Origin of the sequence: Candidatus Symbiopectobacterium sp. NZEC151, from assembly GCF_025962655.1 — a bacterium.
GTDB lineage: Bacteria > Pseudomonadota > Gammaproteobacteria > Enterobacterales > Enterobacteriaceae > Symbiopectobacterium.
Window position 1 is genome coordinate 756744 of the sequence record NZ_JAGFPE010000001.1, and the last position, 23805, is coordinate 780548.

The 23805-nt window shown below is 48.3% G+C and carries 20 protein-coding genes and 1 pseudogene; 15 read left to right on the forward strand and 6 right to left on the reverse strand.

The genetic code is table 11. The features are described 5' to 3' along the window. Nucleotides 1-14: 14 nt before the first annotated feature. From J5067_RS23260 to J5067_RS03485, 3 genes and pseudogenes are all read right to left on the reverse strand, one after another. Nucleotides 15-254 (reverse strand): annotated as a pseudogene (locus J5067_RS23260) (recombinase family protein); the annotation flags it as partial. A gap of 142 nt (nt 255-396) precedes the next feature. After that, complete coding sequence (locus tag J5067_RS03480; RefSeq protein ID WP_264642472.1) at nt 397-1008, reverse strand: hypothetical protein; 612 nt, start codon at nt 1006-1008, stop codon at nt 397-399. A gap of 18 nt (nt 1009-1026) precedes the next feature. Beyond that, nucleotides 1027-2052 (reverse strand): DUF3472 domain-containing protein, encoded by a 1026-nt coding sequence (locus tag J5067_RS03485; RefSeq protein ID WP_264650441.1) that lies wholly within the window; start codon nt 2050-2052, stop codon nt 1027-1029. Nucleotides 2053-3087: 1035 nt separating this feature from the next. On the opposite strand from J5067_RS03485, the gene J5067_RS03490 reads away from it, so the two are divergent. Next, nucleotides 3088-4197, forward strand: coding sequence for an SDR family oxidoreductase (locus J5067_RS03490; protein ID WP_264650838.1), 1110 nt, complete (start codon nt 3088-3090; stop codon nt 4195-4197). Nucleotides 4198-4512: 315 nt separating this feature from the next. On the opposite strand, the gene lpxP is transcribed toward J5067_RS03490, so the two are convergent. Further along, entirely contained in the window at nt 4513-5436 is a 924-nt protein-coding gene (lpxP, locus tag J5067_RS03495; protein ID WP_264650442.1) for a kdo(2)-lipid IV(A) palmitoleoyltransferase, read from the reverse strand. A 610-nt stretch (nt 5437-6046) separates the two neighbouring features. Here lpxP and J5067_RS03500 point away from each other — a divergent pair. After that, nucleotides 6047-6850, forward strand: coding sequence for a gluconate 5-dehydrogenase (locus J5067_RS03500; protein WP_264642476.1), 804 nt, complete (start codon nt 6047-6049; stop codon nt 6848-6850). 120 nt (nt 6851-6970) lie between these two features. Here the strand turns inward: J5067_RS03500 and J5067_RS03505 are convergent, their stop codons facing one another. Continuing rightward, complete coding sequence (locus J5067_RS03505) at nt 6971-7189, reverse strand: KTSC domain-containing protein (protein WP_264642477.1); 219 nt, start codon at nt 7187-7189, stop codon at nt 6971-6973. Between the two features lie 215 nt (nt 7190-7404). Between J5067_RS03505 and J5067_RS03510 the strand changes: the two genes are divergently transcribed. The 13 genes from J5067_RS03510 to J5067_RS03570 all read left to right on the forward strand — a co-directional run bounded on the left by J5067_RS03510 (nt 7405) and on the right by J5067_RS03570 (nt 23257). Continuing rightward, a complete protein-coding gene (locus J5067_RS03510) occupies nt 7405-7611 on the forward strand; it encodes a DNA polymerase III subunit theta (protein ID WP_264642478.1) in 207 nt (68 codons plus the stop codon). Between the two features lie 239 nt (nt 7612-7850). After that, nucleotides 7851-9623 carry an inositol phosphate phosphatase SopB gene (locus J5067_RS03515; RefSeq protein WP_264650443.1) on the forward strand — a complete coding sequence of 591 codons (1773 nt, stop codon included), beginning with the start codon at nt 7851-7853 and terminating at the stop codon, nt 9621-9623. 255 nt (nt 9624-9878) lie between these two features. Continuing rightward, complete coding sequence (locus tag J5067_RS03520) at nt 9879-10136, forward strand: hypothetical protein (protein ID WP_264650444.1); 258 nt, start codon at nt 9879-9881, stop codon at nt 10134-10136. Between the two features lie 539 nt (nt 10137-10675). After that, a complete protein-coding gene (locus J5067_RS03525) occupies nt 10676-12847 on the forward strand; it encodes a bifunctional diguanylate cyclase/phosphodiesterase (protein ID WP_264650445.1) in 2172 nt (723 codons plus the stop codon). Between the two features lie 108 nt (nt 12848-12955). Further along, complete coding sequence (locus J5067_RS03530; protein ID WP_264650446.1) at nt 12956-14683, forward strand: sensor histidine kinase; 1728 nt, start codon at nt 12956-12958, stop codon at nt 14681-14683. Further along, nucleotides 14680-15429 carry a LytTR family DNA-binding domain-containing protein gene (locus J5067_RS03535; protein ID WP_264650447.1) on the forward strand — a complete coding sequence of 250 codons (750 nt, stop codon included), beginning with the start codon at nt 14680-14682 and terminating at the stop codon, nt 15427-15429. The genes J5067_RS03530 and J5067_RS03535 overlap by 4 nt, the downstream gene beginning before the upstream one ends. Before the next feature lie 176 nt (nt 15430-15605). Next, complete coding sequence (locus tag J5067_RS03540) at nt 15606-16832, forward strand: OFA family MFS transporter (RefSeq protein ID WP_264650448.1); 1227 nt, start codon at nt 15606-15608, stop codon at nt 16830-16832. A gap of 271 nt (nt 16833-17103) precedes the next feature. Continuing rightward, nucleotides 17104-17985, forward strand: a complete 882-nt coding sequence (htpX, locus tag J5067_RS03545; RefSeq protein WP_264650449.1) for a protease HtpX — start codon at nt 17104-17106, stop codon at nt 17983-17985. Between the two features lie 301 nt (nt 17986-18286). Beyond that, entirely contained in the window at nt 18287-19453 is a 1167-nt protein-coding gene (ogl, locus tag J5067_RS03550; protein WP_264625495.1) for an oligogalacturonate lyase, read from the forward strand. A gap of 336 nt (nt 19454-19789) precedes the next feature. Next, complete coding sequence (gene kdgR, locus J5067_RS03555; protein WP_264650450.1) at nt 19790-20581, forward strand: DNA-binding transcriptional regulator KdgR; 792 nt, start codon at nt 19790-19792, stop codon at nt 20579-20581. A gap of 81 nt (nt 20582-20662) precedes the next feature. After that, nucleotides 20663-21391 carry a GNAT family N-acetyltransferase gene (locus J5067_RS03560; RefSeq protein WP_264650451.1) on the forward strand — a complete coding sequence of 243 codons (729 nt, stop codon included), beginning with the start codon at nt 20663-20665 and terminating at the stop codon, nt 21389-21391. Nucleotides 21392-21501: 110 nt separating this feature from the next. Beyond that, entirely contained in the window at nt 21502-21744 is a 243-nt protein-coding gene (locus J5067_RS03565; RefSeq protein WP_264643711.1) for a YebO family protein, read from the forward strand. A gap of 130 nt (nt 21745-21874) precedes the next feature. After that, nucleotides 21875-23257 carry an amino acid permease gene (locus J5067_RS03570; RefSeq protein WP_264650839.1) on the forward strand — a complete coding sequence of 461 codons (1383 nt, stop codon included), beginning with the start codon at nt 21875-21877 and terminating at the stop codon, nt 23255-23257. A gap of 72 nt (nt 23258-23329) precedes the next feature. Here the strand turns inward: J5067_RS03570 and J5067_RS03575 are convergent, their stop codons facing one another. Beyond that, a complete protein-coding gene (locus J5067_RS03575) occupies nt 23330-23764 on the reverse strand; it encodes an FMN-binding protein (protein WP_264650452.1) in 435 nt (144 codons plus the stop codon). Between the last annotated feature and the right edge of the window lie 41 nt (nt 23765-23805).

Here is a 23805-nt window from a genome sequence, read left to right on the forward strand (position 1 = left end):
ATAGAAATCCATAATCAGACCCGACCTGGCAGTTTTTTTCCATCTGGACGCAACTCACCATTTGGAGAAACATGCCTGTACAGAGTCTGCCGTGTGGTATTTAGTTCCTGGCACAGAGTACTGATTTTGGTTTCTGACTTTCTCATTGAGGCTAGCGCTAGGTGCAATTTAGCGGGTGTCATCTTATAGGGGCGCTCGCCTTTCCGGTCACGAGCTCTGGCAGAGGTAAGCCCACCCAGTTCGCGGACGATTTCTATCGCATGATGGGCAGCGCAATAATCGGTATCAATAGGCAGTGCAGAGAGTGCATTAGTACTTAGATTTCATCCCTAACTAAAGCGTTGCATAAGCAACGCTTATTATGAAGCCTCTATTTATATTTAACGTTGGGTGGGTTTATACGTTTTGTATAGGCGTGTTGTCGAAACGTTTGATTAACTCGATAATGACGCGGCTATCGCATTTTGGGGCATGCTTCTTTATTACATGAAAATTTGCGTCAGCAAAATGACCACATTCTAGACGAATATTCTTACAGTCATTGAAAAACTTTGCTTCAACAATCTTTTTGGTTAGATTCCATGCTGTCTCGTAGGTCGGTGAGTTGATAGCGGGGCGTTCGCCGAAAACGATTTCTGTACAATGTAAAGCAAATTCAACGGCTATACCCTCTTCAAACCAGTTTGAACCTTTGGCAAAAGGCGGAGCAGGGCGCGGATCTAAGAGATGAATAGTTTCATGAGCTAATTCATATACCGTTGCATACCAAGAAGTCGATGCAACGGTACTTAAGCTAGCATACCCACCATCCAAATCAATCGTATTAGAAACATGTGGGCCTTCTGCTGCATCAGCGTTAAATTCTGGTGCCAATAGTTTTTTCTTTGAATTTCTAGGGCCAAAAATACTCTGAGCATACTTGTCAAGCTGACGCTGAAGGTTCCAAAGTTCTTGTGGTGAATCTTTTGGTAAGGATTCTGGTATTTTAAAATTTTTCAATGTGTTCATATATGATTCTTTTGCCTTTTATTTAGGATTGATAATATTCCAACGGCTACCATCTGACATATACATATTAAGTCTTCCTTTGTCTGTTTTTGCAGTGGTACCATTTATTTGAAAATATGAACTATTAGTGGCGTTATGAATCACAAATATTGATTTCCATTTGAAAGCGCTAGGGGACGGAAAATAAATGTTAGGTGCCCAGGCGCCATCCATAGAGTGAATAACAACCAGATTGGCCTTGTTTAATTCGTTAGCGATAGACTTAGCCGTTAAATCGTTGTTATTAACTATTGTTACTGTTGGTGCAGAAGGAGAAGCAATAGCACCAAGATCGCTTACGTTATTAATGCAAGCTTGGTCATTACATGCAGCTTGAACAACATAAGGATCATTGCAGTTTCCATAGGTATTAGTACTCTGTCGTGCTGTCGTTGTATCATCTCCAATTGGATTTAAAAAAGTTGAGCTTTGGGCTCCCATCACATAGCAGGAAGAAAGTTGATCATCCCCTTGCGAATACTCTTCAACAAAACCTGAAGATGAGTATAGCTTGCCAAATGTTTCTGGGACTTCGATAACACCAATAGTTATCGCTGTACCATCCATCATATCTGTGATAACCCCTGTAACTAGACTCCCTTTTTTTGAAACATCTAATTTGTATTGATGCCCAGTTTTCCATGGCACGATTAACTGACATTGTACTCCTGAACCTTCATGGTCAAAGTAACCACAATGACCATTTTTCCACCCTTTTGCATTCCAAATGGAGTAATTGAAAGCATGAACTCCTTTTCCTCTATTTTGTAAACCAATATAACCTGAATCCCCTCGCTTAAAGTAAAACTGATTTGCCCAGTAGTAATTGGAGTCTTTACCTCCATCTGTGCTTATCTTTTGGAAAAAAGATAATTTATTAAATTCTGCATTTGTGGGCCAGGTATGTTCTACTGCAATAATTCCACCGGCTAAAACAGCATAACTTGACTGACTTATCAAAAGCAGGATGGGAGCTAATGACATTTTTTTCATGTTATACTTCATGTGTATTACTCCTTCGTTAACGTTGGTTTGTTGCGGGTTGAATTTATAAAAGCAATGATCCTAATACTTTCATTTTTCGGCTTTGTTAATTAAATCATTTTATTGTGAATTATGATTAAGGGAGTGTTCATTAATATATAGCTGCAAAGGTTGCTGTATGATTATATATAATAACATTACCATCAACGCATGAACGATTTCCTGATAAATAAGAATTATCAATCTTGTGTTTTAATGATTAATTTTTGCAATTATTTTCCATCAAAAAGGGCATTATTCCATTCTCCGGTTTTTGTTGGGTCAGTCCTTAAATCCGATGGTTCGCCTACGGCCTGTTCTATTTCTCGTCAATTTCACATAGCGCCACGGTAGTGTCAGAGTTGAGGTCATGCGTATGTCAAATATTACAATGGATAACGCGGAGATGGGGATCACGGCGCAGTAATGGTGTGAAGAGCATGGATTGAACGACCAATCTGCCCGTCGTTACATCAAACCTGGCGCTGTGCAAAAATCAGGCTGTTTTGTTGCTGGTAATCGCCTTCACGATGAGATTGAAAATGGCATTGGTCGTGCATCCAGCGTGGATGCCAGTATAAGAGTCATCGAATTGATAACACCGCCAGCCCATTTTTGAGATACCCACAAAGATTAAACAAAGATGCATTTATTGAAACTTCGTTTAATAACGTCTGTGTAATATCCCCATCCATCATCAGTTACGGTGAGAAAAGAGATAGGGGGAACATTGTTGTGCCTGATAATTCTTAGGTCCGGTATGGGCTGATTAATATGTTAAAGAACACGATTAAATAGACTCTTTGTATGCAGGATACGCTGATTTAGGTGTGGTCCTTAGCAATGCATGGGGTTTATATACATTGCTTGGTATCCACAGAAACGTAAAGAAGTCTGAGATAGCCAGAGTCATATAATGATATTGCTACTTTGTAAGCGGATAGTGTCGTCCTTTTAAATTAACGTGGTGGATGTGCACTATTCGTGTTTTTAGAAAAAGTGAATTTGCGAGAGAAAATGAATAAGATATTAATTACTGGGGTTACAGGGTTTATTGGTGGGGCTACACTGGAAAATATCATTAATAATGATCTTGGCTGTGATTTACTCCTTTTAGTCCGCGCTGATTCTCATGGTGACGCGGTGAAACGCGTTCATGAAAATATGAGAAAATTCAATATTAGTGAGGATAAGCTAACAAAAATAACTGAAGATAATATATTGTTGGGGGATCTTGGTAAACCCGAATTATATTTAGAGGATCCTCGGTTAGATAGCATAACGCATGTGATTAACTGTGCTGCCATCGCGTCATTTGGTAAGAATCCAATGATTTGGAAAGTTAACGTTGATGGTACTCTCGCGTTAGCCCGAAGAATGGCCACTGTTAAGGGGTTGCAGCGGTTTTTGCATGTCGGTACGGCGATGTCTTGTACGCCAGAGCCCAATACACTCGTTTCTGAAGATACTCATTTTATTGAAAAAAACAGCCATTTTGTCGAATACACACACTCGAAACTGATTGTTGAAAAACTAATGCGTCAGCATTGTCCACAGATGCCACTTTTATTTGCTCGTCCTTCTATCGTTGTTGGCCACACCAAACATGGTTGTAAACCGTCTAGTAGCATCTTCTGGGTTTTCAATATGGGACTGATGTTACAGAAATTCATGTGCTCAATGAAAGATCGCATCGATGTTATTCCGGTAGATTATTGTGCTGAAGCCTTAGTCATGCTTCTTAACCGCGATCTGCCCAATGGAGAGGTGGTTCATATATCGGCAGGGGACGAGCATTGCGTACAGTTTATGGAAATTGATAACGCAATAGCGGATGCTATGCAGCGACAACCGGTTGGCGATAACTATGCCAAGGTCACGTATGATGTTTTATTAACGATGCGCCGGGATTTGAAAAAAATCTTTGGTCCTTGTAATGAACGGATTATGCTCAAAGCGATGTATTTATATGGTCAATTTGCAGAATTGAATGTGCGGTTTGATAACCATAAGTTATTAAGTTTGGGCATGCCAAAACCGCCTAGGTTTACTGATTATATTGGCTTGTGTGTGAGTAGTACTCGTCATTTATCTATACCGCAACAGATGATGGTAGATTTTAAATAAAAGAGAATAACGATAGAGGAAGGGGGCATGACGCCCATGCCGGACAGGTGCGCAACCAGGATATAAAAAACAGCATTGATCAATGCTTCCAACGTCCATGCTACCCAAATCAGCCCAGCGGTAACCGCTGGGCTGATTTGGGTTTAAAGACAAGGAATTATGTAGTGGGCAGAAAAAACTGCTCGCCTTTTCCCTCTGTGGATTCTGCTACCACCATCCCAGATAGCTGCCAGCGCCCACAACGATAGCCACACCAATCATTATCATTGTGATTTTACTCATTGGTCTTTCTCCTTATTTCCTTGGCAGTATCATTTATATATACAGTGATTTTTCGCCTTGCGGTCGCGTTTTGAAGCGCCGATGAACCCAGAGATACTGCTCAGGGGCACGCAATATTTCCCGCTCAATGACCTTGTTGATGTAGGTTGCTGCCGCAAATTCATCGTCTTTCGGGTAATCCAGCAATTCGGGCTCGATGATTAACGTATAGCCAGTAAGGTCAGGCTTTCTGATAAGCGTGATGGTCAGCATCGCTGCACCGGACAAACGAGAAAGCACGTATGTTCCGTTGGTGGTTGCCACATCGCTGACGGCAAAGAAGGGCGCAAAGGTGCTGCCTTTCGGGCCGTAATCCTGATCGGGAGCAAACCAGACGGCTTCCCCTTGGCGCAGGGCGGCAACCATGGCTTTCAGGTTTCGGCGATCGATCATCGCTTTGTTGGAACGCATTCTGCCTTTGGTCTGCACCCATTCCAACAGGCGATTATTGTGCGGGCGATACATCGCCATCATCGGTTGGTACTGGCCCATAGCACGGCCACCCAGCTCCAACGACATAAAATGCACGCCAACCGCCATTACGCCGCGTTTGTTCTCTTGAGCGCGCTGGAGGTTGTGTAATCCTTGCACGTCAACCAGTTTACGAATGCGCTCGTTGGGCCAAAACCAGGCAATCCCGGTTTCCACCAGCGCCATCCCCAACGACGAAAAGTTACCGGCAATCAGTCTTTCTTGCTCTTCATCATTTAGCGTTGGGAAGCAAAGTTTAAGGTTCCTGCGCGCGATGGTTTCTCTTCGTTTAAGAAATGGCCGTGACAATCTGCCACAGAGGGCACCCAGGCGAATAAGCACGGGGTAGGGCAGTTGGACTAGAAGGAAAAGTACCGTAACGCCAAACCAGGTTAACCAGTAGCGAGGATGAAAAAAGGCAGGACAAAAACGAACGCTTGAACTCATGATGTTCCTATACGCACTATACAAAAAAAAGGGATGTATCGCATAAAGAAACAGACTTTCTGTAAGCGGCACACTGGGACGAAAACCCTGATACCTGGGGGATGTCCTCACTCCAGCAAGCTGCCTGACCTGAAGGTTTCAGGAAACGGCGCACTCCTCATTCACACTGGCTATATGATAGAGGTAAGGTCTTCCGCTTATCCAGCGATTTCATTCATCAATTTGCCAATTTGCATTTTCTTTACGAATCTCTTCGATGGCGCGCTGGTTTTATTGATGTTGCAGCCTGCAACGTCAGGTAGCGTAAACGGGTGACAGGGTACGGTCATGCGGAACAACGCGCTATAAAATTTGATCTCCATAGCTTTTTCACAAAATATCGTTGCTTCTAAAATGAAACAATGTTTCGTTTTTGTGGGGCGTGTGGTATTTTATGACCCTAGGACTGGATATGATTACGTTGTTCTAACGCAGTAGCCTCACAGTAAGCGCCGCGCTTCTGGTTGATCGGTATCAGATGACGGAAGTATGAAGGGGCGATTACAGAGATGCGATGATGTGAATCATATCGCTCTTAATCTCTTCGCTAAATCGATATGGGAATGGTTAAATGAGTAATTATCAGCAGCAGTTTTCTCTTGAAGGTAAAGTGGCTCTGGTCACAGGGGCCTCTTACGGTATTGGTTTTGCCATTGCCAGCGCATTGGGCGAAGCTGGGGCGACAATCGTTTTTAACGATATCAAACAAGACTCGATCGAAAAAGGCCTGGCCGCTTATAAAGACGCTGGTCTGAAAGCGCACGGTTATGTCTTTGACGTAACTGATGAAGCTGCGGTAAACGCAACCGTCAAGAAAATCGAAGAAGAAGTGGGTGTGATTGATATTCTGGTCAACAATGCCGGTATCATTCAACGCACGCCGATGCTTGAAATGGAAGTGTCTGATTTCCGTAAAGTGATCGATGTTGACTTGAACGCGCCTTTCATCGTTTCCAAGGCTGTTTTGCCGTCAATGATCAAAAAAGGCCACGGCAAAATCATTAACATCTGCTCTATGATGAGCGAACTGGGTCGTGAAACTGTCGCTGGCTATGCTGCGGCAAAAGGCGGCCTGAAAATGCTGACCAAAAATATCTGTTCTGAATTTGGTGAAGCCAACATTCAATGTAACGGTATTGGCCCTGGCTACATCGCTACGCCGCAAACTGCACCGTTGCGTGAAATTCAGGCTGATGGCTCTCGTCATCCGTTTGACCAATTCATCATCGCAAAAACGCCCGCTGCACGCTGGGGCACGACCGACGATCTGAAAGGACCTGCTGTATTCCTGGCATCTAATGCGTCTGATTTCGTGAATGGTCACATTCTGTACGTTGACGGCGGCATCCTGGCTTACATCGGTAAGCAGCCGTAATTGTCATTCGCCAGGCCTTTGCCTGGTGAGTAACAGCGTTAACCAACAAACGGGAGCGTAGCTCCCGTTTGCATTTTTGTTACCCCGAATCACTGTCACTGAAAAACGCCCACGGTCAGATTAGGCCAATCGGCGGCATAAAAATTTCCCTTTTATCACCCCATCGAAAAACCGGCCTTTTGAAACCACTGCATCGGAAATGTATTTTTTATAAATGCGTTCCGGAACATCTAGGTATTGATAAATCTCACCGTTATGAAAGGCGATTTCCAATAAGCGCTTATCGGAGTCGTAACCGAGCGCACGAATTCTGGAGGATGTGACTGAATGCCGCAACACCACGTATGTCCTCTATACTTGTCAGCAAAGACAAACTATACGGCATTTCGGAGCGTGCCATCCAGCGTTACCTGCATATCCCGTGATAGGAAAATTGACTGCTCGCTTTGTGATCCAGTGCAATGTTTTTCTGTGTCGCTTACAGCGTGTTTTGCACAGGGTGTTGTATATTTTTAATACAGCATGGTGCTGACCACAAGGGAGGATCTGTTGGTATGATTAATTTTGAAAAGATGATTCTCGAATACAGTGACAAGTATGCAGATTTTGCTGCATCGACAGTCGCCTTTATGGAAAGCCAGAAGCGCGAAATATGCGCAGATACAATCGCCTTGAAAATCCCACCGGAAAAAAGAGCCTATTTTGAAGCTCGGTTAGAGCATTACCGGAGCATCTATAAATCTCAAACGCTGGTCGAGTGATGTGAAGATTGCAGCGGCACTCTGCTTTCCTTCATGCCTGGCATCGCGCTATTTGCTAAGGGAATTACCTTCAGGGATGAAGCAGTTATCGATTTATCAGTAGGCTACCCTCCAGCAACCCAGAAATGATCATCCTCATCAGCGTGTAATCGCTATCGCCGTTGAATTGGGCGTTTAGTAGTAGTTAATCTCATCAGGGGCCAGTAACGTTATCGCTCAATGAGCGGAGGCGTTATTCTATGGGCGTTAATGGTTTTTTCGGTGGCATCAGGCAACAGAAGTATCATGTTAATCATTATCAGAACGTTAGTACTAAAACAGAGGGGCCGGTAACCTCTGACAATAGAACGTTGTGGGCGAATCATCTTAAGTCTGCGGTGCAGATTAATGAGAAACCGACATTGCACGCCGCGGCTGACAAAAAGAAAACCTTTACAGGCACTGTGGCGCGGCGCGTTAAACATTATCAGGCAGCAGGGCGCTCGAATGTTGAACGTCAACATGAAGCCGTTAATACTTCCCGTACAACAGAAACGCTGAGCGTCTTAGAAGGGCATTTTCTCAGCGCAGCCACTAGCGCAATGTTGGCATTGGGGCGCGATCCCTCGGCACTGCTGGATCAGACGCGTCAGAAACTGCATGCGGAAAACAGAGCGCTCACCAAACAGGATTTGCAGGAAGCGAAAACCCTAAAACCCCTATTGATAGACGGGTTGACAAGAGAGTTTATCAAGCAAGGCTTTCCCGAAAAAGAGGCAAGAACGCACGCTAAACAAGCCTTTGCAACGGGTTTGCGCGAGGTGCTAAACACCCGGAAATGGGAAACGGTTGATACCCGCTTTCAACACAACAATGTGGACTATCGCTGCAAGCTTACGCCCGCCGGACAGATGAAGCAGGGAGGAAATGACGTTTTTCATACCCCTTACAATGACAAGGGGGTCGCTTCCTCTTCCTCGCAGGAAACCGCGCATGCCACGAATTTATGGCTATCCGAATTCAGCGTCCTCGGTGAAAAGGGATCAACACAACGGCTATTTAGCGGAATACGTCACGGCACTTTGTCTCCTTACGGTTTGGCAAAAAATTCAGATGCGCGCTATTTCGGTGCGCAAACCCGCGCCATGGAAGTAGTGACCGCTGCGCTTTTCGCTCGCCCTGAGCTGCTGCGCGACGCTGAACAAGGAAAAACGGTGGGGCTGAATCTGGCATCAACATCATTGGTTACCGGCGGTATCGGGGCGGAGAAAGAGATGATGGATGACCAGATGCAGGCGTGGGCGATGTTGAGTCAACAGCAACCGTTACAGGTTCCGTTAAGGGATGCGCAGGGTAATAGTTATCACGCTTCGGTAAATCTCAACGTTGCGGCATTCAACTTTGGTGTCAACGAGTTTGCGCTTATCGGCAATATGGGGTGGAAACAGGCAGATGGTTATAACGAAGCGGCGCTGAAAACGCTGCTCGGCAATGATTTAAGCGTGACCGCACCGCCAAAAGGATGGGTGGGTGACTATTTAGCTCAACATCCGACGGCAGAAAACGCACAAAAAGTCAGAACGCTAAGCCAGCAGTTAAAAGCGATTTGGGCCAATAAAACGCATCATCGTGATGGTGGCGAACCCTATAAAGCGGCTTTGCGTGTTGCTCTACTCGCCAATGAAATTGGCGCTATGCCGTGCTGGAACTGTAAGAGTGGTAAAGACAGAACCGGTATGCTGGATGCAGAAATCAAACGTGAAGCAGTGAAAATGCATCAACATGACACCGGCGTGATGCCACAAGCGTCAAGTGTCAGTGTACCGGGACGTTCGCTGGACAGTGCGGAACAACAACTTTTGCGGACCATTTTGCTGCACGGTGGCAATAGCGAAGTGCAACAGTATAACACTGGTGTTCCCGGGAATAAGGTGGCAAAACCATTGCCCGGATTTCTGACGTTGTCCACGCGTCAACGAATCGGGGATGCGTTTGCTTTTAAAAATACACAAGGTTTATCTGAATTGGTGTAACCACAGCGCAAAGTGTTGCGCTGATGTAATTAAAATGCGTCCATGGAATGGCAATAATATTGCCATTTATAAGATGTTTTATGTGCGATTCTAATCGGTATGACCGACAGTAAAAACGTGAGCAAACCTTGATCTAAATCACAATCGACGGACCCGCTTTTTGGTGTTATGAAAATCCCGTCGTAGGGAAAATGGTCCCATTAATATAAACTGATTTGAGCAAGGTATAACGTTGCGTTATGCTGCGGAGGAAATATGTCGGTTATTCGCACATGCCTTAACCTGTTTGGTGGTGATACGGTAATTGTACGGTGTTCTAATACGTTTGATATTCATATGAGCGATTCTACACCGGAATTGCCTACCACACCGGAGGTGGTGCAAAACAACAGTATTAGCATTAGTGCTGAAGATGAGGTCTATTTCACCGTACCTTATACGGGTGAGTGGAACTTAACCATTAATGCCAAGAATGATACGCCAGAGTACTCTATTAGTTATTTCCCCGCATAATAACGACATTGCTCAGGGATGAGATAAATAAAATAGCGAATATTTTCTATCTATGGCGCAATATATCGGCTAATGCTGATAGTGACGTAGCGCCTAAGAAATAGGTTACGTGCTATTATTATTAAGCGTTCTCCTCTGTACCGACAATCGCTGCGCCCCTCATCAAAGGTAAGACCAATACCTTGAGTCACACCCCGTGGTGTGATGCTAATCACGCCTCACGGATGCCAACGTTGCCAAGGGCATGCGATGTTTCTTAATTTTGTTGGTTTCTGCAACGGAGCAAACAAAACGCAGCCATACTATTAATACGTGAACAGATTTTTAGGCATTTCTGCTACGCTTGAAAACAAGGTTTTGCTAACCAACGTTTAGCAACAGGGTAGGCAATCAGCAAGCAGAGTGTGGCTTGAATGTTGGATGGCTCACGATTTCCCGTATCCTTGTGAATTGAAAACGCGTGTTTTATCTGCACCTGTTAGCCAGGCACTGCATCATTATCTCAAAGTTATGAACATCGGTAGCGTAGAGGGCACTGTATGAGCCAGGCACCAAGACTAAAAGATGAGGCAAAACGCTTGGCTGCCCTGAGCGAATATGGCATCGATCATGGTCTTAGCGATCCCGGTTTGAATAATTTGCTCAATTTGGCAGCAAATGTATTTAACGTCCCCATCGTGCTGGTATCCCTGATTGAAGAACAGCGTCAGTTACTGGCTGCTGGCTTGGGGATATCGGTTTGTGAAACGTCGCGTGAAGCCTCTTTTTGCGCACATGCCATTTTGCGGCGCAAGATCATGGTCATTCCCGATGCCCGACTCGATGCGCGCTTTAAAGATAATCCCATGGTGACCGGAACGCCCCATATCCGTTTCTATGCGGGGATACCGTTACGCACGCTATCAGGTTATGCTATTGGGACATTGTGCATCATTGACCTTAAACCCCGGCGTACGCTGAGCGCCCGAGACGAACATAACATGCAGGATTTAGCCGCACTGGTAATGGACAGACTGGAAATGCGGCGACTTGAATTGGCGCGAAACGCCAGTCAGGTTCGCTTTGAGAATATTGCCAACACCTCACCAGACTCAATTATCTGTGTGAATGATAAGGGAATTATCACATTTTGGAATGCGTCAGCGGAGAAAATGCTCGAATATTCTCGTGCGCAAATTACTGGCAATAACATCGATACGATTGTTCCCAAGGCTTTTATCGAAAAATTCAACGCCGTGGTGAGTGACAAGGAAGCGCTCATCAAAGGTGTCACCGTTGAGCTGAACGTTCAAAGTCGCAGTGGTGCCCTGATTCCGGTAGAACTTTCTGTCTCCATGTGGGCAGATGACTTTACGGTAAGCTACGGGGCTATTCTGCGCGATATCACTGAGCGGCGACGCAATGAAGAGCGCTTGTTTTTATTGGCGCACATGGACCCGCTGACAGGGTTGGCAAACCGAACGCTATTGACCTCCAGTCTGGAGCAGGCGTTGAAAGATGAACCGGCCATCTGTGTCATGATGGTCGATCTGGACGGCTTCAAAGATGTGAACGACAGCCTTGGGCACGCTCGGGGTGATGAAATACTGGTCAGCGTCGCGAAGAAGATACAGTCCAGCGTGCGCGCAGGGGATCTCGTGGCGCGGATGGGCGGCGACGAATTTGCCGTGTTGCTGCCCGGCGTCAGTGATTTCAAACTCGCGGCCGAGACAGCGGAGCGCATTATCCAGGAAATTTCGCAGGCGATGATCGTGGAGGAACACCAGATCAACATCAGTGCCAGCGTTGGCATGGTGCTTTACCCGATGCATGGCATCACTGCACAGGATTTGCTGACCAGCGCCGATTTGGCGCTCTATCAGGCGAAAGCGGAAGGGCGCAACTGCCACCGTTTCTTTACGCGCGAAATGCGCGAAATCTTTCAAGCCAAGCACGCATTTCAACTCGAGTTCATCCGCGCCTACGAGCAGAGTGAATTTGAAGTTTTTTATCAACCTCAAGTCAATTTGATCACCAATGAAATTATCGGCGCCGAGGCATTATTACGCTGGCGGCATCCGCAAAAAGGGTTACTGGGGCCCGGCGCGTTTTTAGCGGCGCTGGAACGCGGCCCTTGGGCTGAACGTATCGGCGACTGGGTTGTTGAAACCGCGTGTCGTCAAGCGGCGGAGTGGTGTGAAGCCGGGGCCAAAAATTTCCGTATCAGTATTAATTTGTTCAGCGCCCAGTTCCGTTCTGGCACCCTGGCGCAAAAGATCGAGCAGGTGCTGGCGCGCACCGGGCTTGATGCGGGTTCGCTGGAGTTGGAAATTACGGAAAACATCATCTTGCGCTATGACGAAAACATGTTGCAGCCGTTGAAAGTGCTGCGGGATGCGGGGATTGGTATTGCTTTTGATGATTATGGCACCGGCTATGCCTCGTTGAGCATGTTGAAGAATTATCCGGTAACCCGGCTCAAAATCGATCAGACCTTTGTGCGCGCCATGTGCGATTCTCCGCCGGATGCGGCGATCGTGCGTGCCATTCTTTATTTAGGCAAAAGCTTTGGCCTTAACGTCATTGCCGAAGGCGTAGAGACCATGGAGCAATGCGAGCGCCTGCGCAATAAAGGCTGTGAAGAGGCGCAGGGATACCTGTTTGGTCACCCGATGATGGCAGAGGATTTTACTCAGCAGTTACGCGCCCAGATGGCCTCGGAATCCCGCTAACACCCTATATCTCCGTTATTCAGCCCGCCACCCTAAACAAAAAATGGAATATAGATCACATTTTTTTTATAGTGGTGGGCTTGTGCTGCGTGAGATGTGGGATGGGTTGTGCACGAAATCTTCGAAATGTTACTGGCAGTGTTTGAACGCGCCGCGTTAATGTTGATTTGCCTGTTTTTTTTAACGCGAACGCGGCAATTCCGTCAATTACTGCAAAAAGAAGATCACTCCCTACGCGAGCGCGCAGCGGTCACCGCTATCTTCTCCTTGTTTGCGCTGTTTGGCACCTATTCGGGTATCAACGTCGAAGGCTCCCTGGTGAACGTCAGGGTGATTGCCGTGATGTCGGGCGGGATTCTGTTTGGCCCGTGGGTGGGTATCGCTACCGGTACCGTTGCCGGTGTGCACCGCTATCTGATTGATATCAATGGAATCACTTCTGTCCCGTGTCTGATAACCAGCATTATTGCGGGCATTACCGCAGGCTACATCAATCGCAAGGTGAAGAAAGAGAAACAGTGGAGCATCGGTATTTTTGGCGGCATGATGTGCGAGTCGCTGACGATGCTGCTGGTAGTGCTGTGGGCCACGCCGACGGCGCTGGGATTGGATATCGTCTCCAAGATTGCGGTGCCGATGATTACCGGTTCTGTCTGCATTGGGCTGATTGTGTTGCTGGTGCAGAGTGTGGCGAATGAAAAAGAGGTGATCGCCGCACGACAAGCGAAACTGGCATTGGATATTGCCCATAAAACGCTGCCTTATTTTCGCAATATCAACAGCCATTCACTGGCAGCGATCTGTCGTATTATTCGCACCGAGATCAATGCCGATGCGGTGGCAATGACCAATACGCAGCATATTCTGGCCTATGTCGGCGTCGGGGAAGAAAAATACAATATTGGTCATGACATTATTAGTCCGATGACCCAGCAGGTGATTCACGACGGCAAAATAATCATTAAAAATAACGATGAACAACATCTGACGCCGGAAATCCATTCGATGATTGTTATTCCGTTGCTTGAGCATGGACAGGTGACGGGTACGCTCAAAATTTATTATCGCCATGCGCACAGAATCACTTATTCCTTGCAGGTGATGGCCGTTGGTTTGTCACAGCTGATGTCAACCCAGATCGAGGTTTCGCGCACCGAGCAACTGCGCGATATGGCCAATAAGGCGGAACTGAGAGCCTTGCAGAGTAAAATTAACCCTCACTTTCTCTTTAATGCGTTAAATGCCATTTCATCGTCGATCCGTATTAATCCCGATACCGCACGTCAGTTGGTGATCAATTTGTCACGCTATCTGCGTTACAACCTTGAGTTGAACGACGACGCGTTGATTGATGTGAAAAAAGAGCTTTACCAGATTCGTGATTATATTGCCATTGAGCAGGCGCGCTTTGGTGCCAAGCTCACGGTGATTTATGACATTGACGACGATCTGGCCTATCAAATTCCCAGTCTGTTGATTCAGCCTCTGGTGGAAAATGCCATTGTGCACGGCATTCAGCCCTGCCGCGGCAAGGGCACGGTGGTGATAGCGGTAAAGGATCAGGGGGAACGGTTGCGCGTGGCCGTCACCGATACCGGGCACGGTATCGATCAGCAAACGATTGAGCGTGTGGCGCGCAATGAGGTACCCGGTAATAAAATCGGCCTGCTTAACGTGCATCACCGTGTGCGCTTGCTTTACGGCGATGGTCTGCACATTCGCAGATTGGAGCCGGGCACGGAAATTGTCTTTTATATCCCTCGCGTGGCCGACGCTGCGCGTATGGTGCCAGAAAATAATGTGATGGCCGCGCTGGTCACAGGAGATAAGCGGTGAAAGCCATTATTGTTGAAGACGAATTCCTGGCGCAGGAAGAACTCAATTATCTGATTCGCCAGCACAGTGACATCGAGATCGTAGCGACGTTTGACGATGGCATGGATGTGCTGAAATACCTGCAACAGAACGATGTAGATGCCATTTTTCTTGATATCAACATTCCATCGCTCAACGGCGTGTTTCTCGCGCAAAACATCAGCAAGTTTGCGCAAAAGCCGTACATCATATTTATCACCGCGTATAAAGAACACGCGGTTGAAGCCTTTGAAGTGGATGCCTTTGACTATATCCTCAAGCCCTATCATGAGGCGCGCATCGTCACCATGCTGCAAAAGCTGGAAAATGCCTGGCAGCTACGGCAATCCACCCCGGCGCTGGAAAACACCAGTGCCACTACTGCGCCGCGCAATGGGCAACACACCATCAACCTGATGAAAGATGAGCGCATTATTGTTACCGACATCAATCAAATCTATTACGCCGCTGCGCAGGAAAAAGTGACGTTGGTCTATACCCGGCGTGAAACGTTTGTCATGCCGATGAACATTACAGAATTTTGTAGCCGGTTACCGGAAGCGGTGTTCTTTCGCTGCCACCGTTCTTACTGCGTCAACCTGACGAAAATCCGCGAAATCGTTCCCTGGTTTAATAACACCTACATCCTGCGGTTGCACGAGTTGGAATTTGAAGTGCCCGTGAGTCGCAGTAAGGTAAAAACCTTCCGTGCATTGATGCGTCTGTAACGGCATTTCATTCCGTTCTGACGGCATCTCATTCCCGATTCGATCTTTTCACCTCATGCCGCTTGTAGACTGGCCCCAACACGTAAGCGGGTGGTCCAGGGTGCAGGCACCATTGCCCATTTTGCTTACCTTCTTTGATGTTCCTTCAGGGAACCGTTTTACTAAGAGGTCGGCCTATGAATGCCAAACCAACACGTCGCGGCCAGATCGTACTGGGTACGATCATCGCGCAAATGGGGCTGGGAACTATTTACACCTGGAGTCTGTTTAACCAACCGCTGGTCGACATTTTTGGCTGGTCACTCAGCGCCGTGGCAACGACGTTTTCCATCACCAGTTTCAGTCTGGCGTTTGCGACGCTGTTTGCCGGTAAATTGCAGGAGCGTATTGGCATCCGGCGCTTAACGTTATGCGCCGGTATCGTGCTGGGCCTGGGGTTAATGGCAAGTTCAGGCGTGACCTCCTTGCTGGGGATGTACTTGCTGATGGGCGTGGTGGTTGGCTTTGCCGATGGCACCGCGTATATCACCACGCTGTCTAACCTGATCAAATGGTTCCCTGAACGCAAAGGGTTGATTGCCGGTATTTCTGTGGGAGCATTTGGTACCGGGAGCCTGATATTCAAATACATCAACAGCTTTCTGATCGCAGAAGTGGGGGCATCGCATGCCTTTTTCTATTGGGGACTGATGGCGATGATCATGATCGGACTGGGTAGCACGTTGCTGAAAGAGCCGCCAACGCATGCTGCCAATGGAAAAACGGCAATCACCTACGGTACGCGTGATTTTACCCTGAGCGAAATGCTGGGCACCAAAGAAGCCTATCTGCTGTTTGTGATCTTCTTCACGGCGTGTATGAGCGGCTTGTATCTGATTGGCGTGGTAAAAGATATCGGTGTGGAAATGGCCGGTATGGACAGACAAATGGCGGCTAACGCCGTGTCAGCCATCGCTATTTTCAACACGGTAGGGCGCATTGTACTGGGAGCCATGTCAGATAAGGTCGGTCGCCTGCGTGTCGTCAGCGGGACGCTGCTGGTTACCGCACTGGCGGTAACGGTTATGGCCTTCCTGCCGCTGTCACCGGTGCTGTTTTTCATCTGTGTCAGTGCCATTGCCTTCTGTTTTGGCGGCAATATCACCGTGTTCCCGGCGATTGTCGGCGACTTCTTCGGTCTGCAACATCACAGTAAAAACTATGGCGTCATCTATCAGGGATTTGGTATCGGTGCACTGTCTGGCTCTTTCATTGCGGCACGGCTGGGTGGTTTTCACGCCACATTTATTGCGATTGCGGTACTGTCGGTGCTATCGCTGCTGATTGCGCTGTGGATCAAACCGCCCAAGTACACCCGCACACAGCCCGATATGCCAGCAACAGTGGCGCATGCTCGCGGATAATACGCTGTACTAACGACACAAATGCCTTATTATGCAGAGCCCCTGGGTTGTACCCGGGGGCTTTTTTATGGCGCGCGTTCACGGGTATGCGACGGGCGTTGTCAGCGGCTGAACGCTTGCGTGACGCGTTGATGCGGGCAAGGTTGTTGCAAAATGTAAAGTTATGTCGTTTTAGCGATAGGAAGATTAAGAATGCTTGAAAACGGCGTGATAACCCATACCATCGTGTTGTGAATGACGTTAATCCCTTTAGAGAGGAAATCAGACTGTTATGATGCGTATTGCGCTTTTCCTGATCACCAACCTGGCGGTGATGTTGGTTTTCGGGCTGGTTCTCAGCCTGACGGGAATTCGGTCCAGCAGTGTCCAGGGGCTTATGATCATGGCTGGCCTGTTTGGCTTTGGTGGTGCGTTCGTTTCACTGCTGATGTCCAAATGGATGGCTCTGCGCTCGGTGGGCGGTGAAGTGATCGAGCAGCCGCGTAATGAAACGGAGCGTTGGTTGCTTGAAACCGTGCGGGCGCAATCGCAGCAGGCGGGCATTGCGATGCCGCAGGTTGCTATTTATCACGCGCCTGATATCAACGCCTTCGCGACCGGTGCACGGCGTGATGCGTCGCTGGTGGCGGTCAGTACCGGTTTGCTGCAAAACATGAGCCGTGATGAAGCCGAAGCGGTCATTGCCCACGAAATCAGCCACGTGGCGAACGGTGATATGGTCACCATGACGCTGATACAAGGCATTGTGAACACCTTTGTTATCTTCATTTCGCGCCTGATCGCTCAGGTGGCATCCGGTTTCCTTTCTGGCAACCGCGACGAAGGTGAAAGCAGCAACGGTAACCCGCTGGTCTATTTTGCCGTGGCGACGGTGCTGGAACTGGTGTTTGGTATTCTGGCCAGCATTATCACCATGTGGTTCTCCCGCTACCGCGAATTCCATGCGGATGCCGGATCGGCGAAACTGGTGGGCCGTGAGAAGATGATTGCCGCGTTGCAGCGTTTGAAAACCAGCTACGAACCCCAGGAACAAGGCAGCATGATGGCGTTTTGCATCAACGGCAAATCAAAATCTTTCAGTGAGTTATTTATGTCGCACCCGCCGTTGGATAAACGCATCGAAGCGCTGCGCAGCGGTGCTTATCTGAAATAAAACTTCCGCAAAAACAAACCATTCCACAACAGGGAGTCCATTACGGGCTCCCTGTCTGCAATAACGTGTTATCCTCTATACCTCTGTCTTGATAGCATAAATTCCTTTTTTACTGGGAAAACAGGGGATGAAAATCAGGAGAATGTTTCATAAAATAAAACCGTGATCACGGAAAAATGAAACATTGTTTCTATAATGCTGGTATTACAGATCTATCGCATCAGGGTGGCTGTAAGTCGCAAGACTTGTGTCATCTGCTGGTGCTAGCCGTATTCTTTTCGATATGTTCTAAGGATTTACGATGGCCAAAGGCAAAAAGATTCCCCTCTCGTTTCATACCTATCAAGACGCAGCAACCGGCACCGAAGTGGTGCGTTTAACGCCTCCCGATGTTATTTGCCATCGCAACTATTTCTACCAGAAGTGCTTCTCCAATGATGGAAGCAAACTGTTGTTTGGCGGCGCGTTTGATGGTCCCTGGAACTACTACCTGCTGGATCTGAACACGCAGGAAGCCACACAGCTGACGGAAGGCAAGGGCGACAACACTTTCGGTGGTTTCATGTCTCCTGAAGATGACGCGTTGTATTATGTGAAGAACACCCGCAACCTGATGCGTGTCGATCTGAACACCCTGGAAGAAACCACGATTTATCAAGTACCGGATGAGTGGGTAGGTTACGGTACCTGGGTTGCCAACTCCGATTGCACCAAGATGGTGGGGATCGAGATCAAGAAAGAAGACTGGCAGCCGCTGACTGACTGGAAAAAATTCCAGGAGTTCTATTTCACCAACCCGTGCTGCCGCCTGATCCGTATCGATCTGAAAACCGGCGAAGCGCAAACTATTCTGCAAGAAAAACGCTGGCTGGGTCACCCGATTTATCGTCCGGGCGACGACAACACCGTCGCGTTCTGTCATGAAGGTCCGCACGACCTGGTTGATGCCCGTATGTGGTTCATCAATGAAGACGGCAGCAACATGCGTAAAGTCAAAGAGCATGCGGAAGGTGAAAGCTGCACGCACGAATTCTGGGTACCGGATGGCTCTGCCATGATCTATGTGTCCTACCTGAAAGATGACACCAACCGTTATATCCGCAGCATCAACCCGGTTACGCTGGAAGATACGCAACTGCGCGTGATGCCGCCATGTTCTCACCTGATGAGTAACTATGATGGCACGCTGTTGGTCGGTGACGGTTCCGATGCACCGGTTGATGTACAAGATGACGGCGGTTACAAAATCGAAAACGATCCGTTCCTGTATGTGTTCAACCTGCAAACCGGTAAAGAACACCGCGTTGCGCAGCACAACACATCGTGGAAAGTGTTGGAAGGCGACCGTCAGGTAACGCACCCGCACCCGTCCTTCACGCCGGATAATAAACGCATCCTGTTTACCTCGGATGTGGATGGCAAACCAGCCCTTTATCTTGCCGCCGTACCTGATTCAGTTTGGAAGTAAGCCCAGAACCCCATCCCGGCAACGGAATGGGGTTTCTTCTATTCATCACCGAGCTATCGGTGATGAATAGAATAATCCCTGACTATTTCGCGTTACAGTAAAGTTGCCAGCGTGCGAACGAGGTCCGATTAGCTTGCAGAGATAAGTGATTCGGGCAAGCGAGCGTCGCTAACGCGACTGTAGTGTGAAGTATGACGGGTATAATAACTTTAATAATAAGCAAGTCCCTTGATTATCGTTATTGTTCCATTGCCATAATCAGCGTGTTCCCTTTATACTAAAACCATCGTTCTATTTTTTTTAAAACAAAAAAAACTGAGTAGGGTACCCAAAAAAATGGCTATTGCAGATTTAGATAAACAGCCCGATTCCGTGTCGTCCGTTTTGAAAGTTTTTGGTATTTTGCAGGCATTAGGTGAGGAAAGAGAGATCGGTATTACGGAACTCTCTCAGCGCGTCATGATGTCTAAAAGTACAGTGTACCGTTTTTTGCAAACGATGAAGTCCTTGGGATATGTCGCGCAGGAAGGCGAATCCGAGAAATATTCATTAACGCTCAAGTTGTTCGAACTGGGCGCCAAGGCGTTGCAAAACGTAGATTTGATCCGTAGTGCTGATATTCAGATGCGCGAATTGTCCACGCTGACGAAAGAAACTATCCACCTCGGTGCGTTGGATGAAGATGGTATCGTTTATATTCACAAGATCGATTCCATGTACAACCTGCGTATGTATTCTCGCATTGGTCGTCGCAACCCACTGCACAGTACCGCCATTGGTAAAGTGCTGCTGGCATGGCGCGATCGTGACGAAGTGGTTGAAATTCTGAGCAAAGTGGAATTCACCCGCAGCACGCCGCATACGGTGGGTAGCGCTGAGGAGTTGTTGCCTCTGCTTGATACCGTACGTGTGCAAGGGTATGGGGAAGACAAGGAAGAACAGGAAGAAGGCTTGCGCTGTATTGCTGTGCCTGTCTTTGACCGTTTCGGCGTGGTGATTGCCGGATTGAGTATTTCATTCCCTACCATTCGCTTCGCTGAAGAGAGCATGCACGAATATGTTGCCATGTTGCATCACGCAGCAAAAAACATCTCTGAGCAGATGGGTTATCACGACTATCCGTTCTGAACCGTCTTGTGCTGAACAAACGGTTTCTTTTCAAAAAGCCTGCCTGACGGTGGGTTTTTTAACATATGGAGGACGAGAATAATGGCTGAGCACCTGAACCGCTATGGGCAGCCTGTCGGCGCAGCGCTTCCTTTATGGTCAGCACGGGCATTCCCAGGGGGTATCACGCTCACCGGGCGTTTTTGTCGGATTGAGCCATTGAACGTGGCACAGCACCTCGATGCGCTTTATGCGGCATACGCCGCTGCGCCAGATGGCCGTGATTGGACCTATATGTTTGTTGGCCCGTTTGGTGACAAGGATGCGTTCCGTGCTTATCTGACCACAGCAGAGCAGCAACAGGATAGCCAATGCTATGTGGTTATCGACACACTCACCGATAACGCGGTGGGGACGTTCTCGTTAATGCGCGTTGATGTAAACCACGGCGTTATCGAAGTTGGCTCTGTCGCTTTTTCTTCGGCGTTAAAACGTACGCCACTTGCGACAGAAGCGCATTTTTTGCTGATGGGCTATGTCTTCGAACAGCTCAACTATCGTCGCTATGAGTGGAAATGCGATAGCCTGAATGCGCCGTCGCGTCGCGCTGCTTTGCGTTTGGGGTTTACCTTTGAGGGCATTTTCCGTCAGGCTATTGTTTATAAAGGGCGTACGCGTGATACCGCCTGGTTCTCCCTGCTGGATAATGAGTGGCCACAGCGCAAGTTGGATTTTATCGATTGGCTGGCACCGGGTAACTTCGATACTGAAGGAAAACAGATCCAATCGCTGGCCGATATCAGGCAGTCTCGGTTGAAAGGCGGTTCATGAGCAGGATGTAATAGGCGTGGGCGGCTACGAAGTGATAGTATGACCCGGATATGCTTGGGTTGAGAGGATGAGCTGGGGTTGTTGTGAATATTTTACAGATTGTTTTTATCATGTTGATGGTACTGTTTGCCGCGCTGGTTTGGTTTTTTGTCAATCGCGCCAGTGTCCGTGCCAATGAAAAGATCCGCCTGCTGCAAGAAATTTTGGAACAGCAGCGTCTTCAAACCGCGCTGCTCCAATCGCTAGCACCTGCCACTGCGGTTATCACACCGCCTGAGCCTGAAACCCTGTTGCACCCGGCGGCTGCACCCGCGCCAGAATTTGATGCGTTCAACGTTATTCCCGAACGCTAAGGCGGATTGCAACGGTTCGGCGCTCGTTTGCATTGCTTCTACATAGCGCACGCAACAATATAGCGCACGTGGCAAACGTGACGGCGTGCGTACAATAATCAAAAACAGCAAATGGAAAAGTGAACACAACATGGCGGTAGAGAGTGAGCTGGTGTTAAAACGGGGATTGAAGAATCGCCATATTCAATTAATCGCCCTCGGCGGTGCGATAGGGACGGGGCTGTTTTTAGGGATATCGCAGACCATTCAGATGGCGGGGCCATCCGTACTGTTGGGATACGGTGTCGCGGGCATTATTGCCTTCCTGATCATGCGCCAGTTGGGCGAAATGGTGGTTGAAGAGCCGGTTGCTGGGTCGTTCAGCCATTTTGCCTATAAATATTGGGGCAGCTTTGCCGGTTTCCTTGCAGGCTGGAACTACTGGGCAATGTTTATCCTGGTGGGCATGGCTGAACTGACTGCCGTCGGGATCTACATTCAATATTGGTGGCCTGATGTGCCCACCTGGGTATCGGCAGCGGTATTTTTTATACTGATCAATGCGCTCAACCTGGTGAATGTGAAGGTGTATGGTGAAACCGAATTCTGGTTCGCCATCATCAAAGTCCTGGCAATCCTTGGCATGATTGGCTTTGGTGCCTGGTTACTGCTCAGCGGGCAGGGCGGAGAGCAGGCGACAGTACGCAATCTGTGGCAGCATGGCGGCTTTTTCCCCCACGGCGTCAATAGCCTGGTGATGGCGATGGCGGTGATCATGTTCTCATTCGGCGGGCTGGAGTTGGTCGGGATCACTGCCGCTGAAGCCGCCGATCCCAAGCGTTCCATTCCGCAAGCGACCAATCAGGTGGTCTACCGCATTCTGATCTTTTATATTGGCTCGCTTGGTATCCTGCTGTCACTCTATCCGTGGCAGAACGTGGTCAGCGGCGGCAGCCCGTTTGTGATGATTTTCCATGCGCTAGACAGTAACGCTATCGCCAATGTGTTGAATCTGGTGGTGTTGACTGCGGCATTGTCGGTATACAACAGTGGTGTGTACTGCAACAGTCGCATGCTGTTTGGCCTGGCGACTCAGGGAAATGCGCCGCGTTGGTTGTCACGCGTCAACGGCCGTGGTGTCCCGGTCCGTTCTATTGCGCTTTCCGCGCTGGCGACCTCCTTGGGTGTGCTGATTAACTATGTGATGCCGGGCAAGGCCTTTGAGCTTCTGATGGCGCTGGTGGTATCAACGCTGGTGATTAACTGGATCATGATTTGTGTGGCGCATCTGCGTTTCCGTCACGCGATGGATCAGCACGGCGTGGTGACCCATTTCAAGGCGATTTTCTATCCTTATGGTAACTACCTGTGCTTGCTTTTCCTGGCAGCCATTCTGGTCATCATGCTGATGACGCCGGGTATCCGTATTTCTGTGCTGTTAATCCCGGTGTGGGTCGGCATTATCTGGTTGGGTTTTTACCTGTCACTACGTCGTAAAGCGGCAGAAATGCTGGCGCATGGCGTGAAAGAATAGCAGAATTAAGCGGGTTCTCGCTTCATCGCCGGTGGCATAATGTCGATACCGGCGATGAGGCGTTGTGAGGGGTTACTCGACTTTTGCTACGTCGGTTTTGCCTGCTTTTGCATTGGCAACGGCCGCATTCGCCAACACGATAAAATCTTCGCTGGAGTGCGTGGCACCGGTCACGCCATCCACGCCTTCCGGATTTTGCTTCTCGACCAACCCTTGAGCGAGTTTAACCGTATACTCGTTAGGATTGGTGCCGCTTGCCGCCTTCATCTTCTTGTTGTATTCCACATCGCTGGTTTTCAGATGACCATCTTTCTGGCTGTTGTAGTCAAATTTTACGGCGGCAATCTTCCCGTCTTTGTAGGTCACTTCTACAAACGGTTTCCACCCTTTATCGTCGAAATTGACGGTTTCAGCGCGGTATGTCCCGTCTTTGATGGCGCCATCGGCAGCGTGGACACCCACAGCGAAAAGGCTCGCCACAACAATGGGTATGAACTTCATTTTCATGGTTTCATCCTCGATATTCTTATCAGTGTATGTGTGCGTAA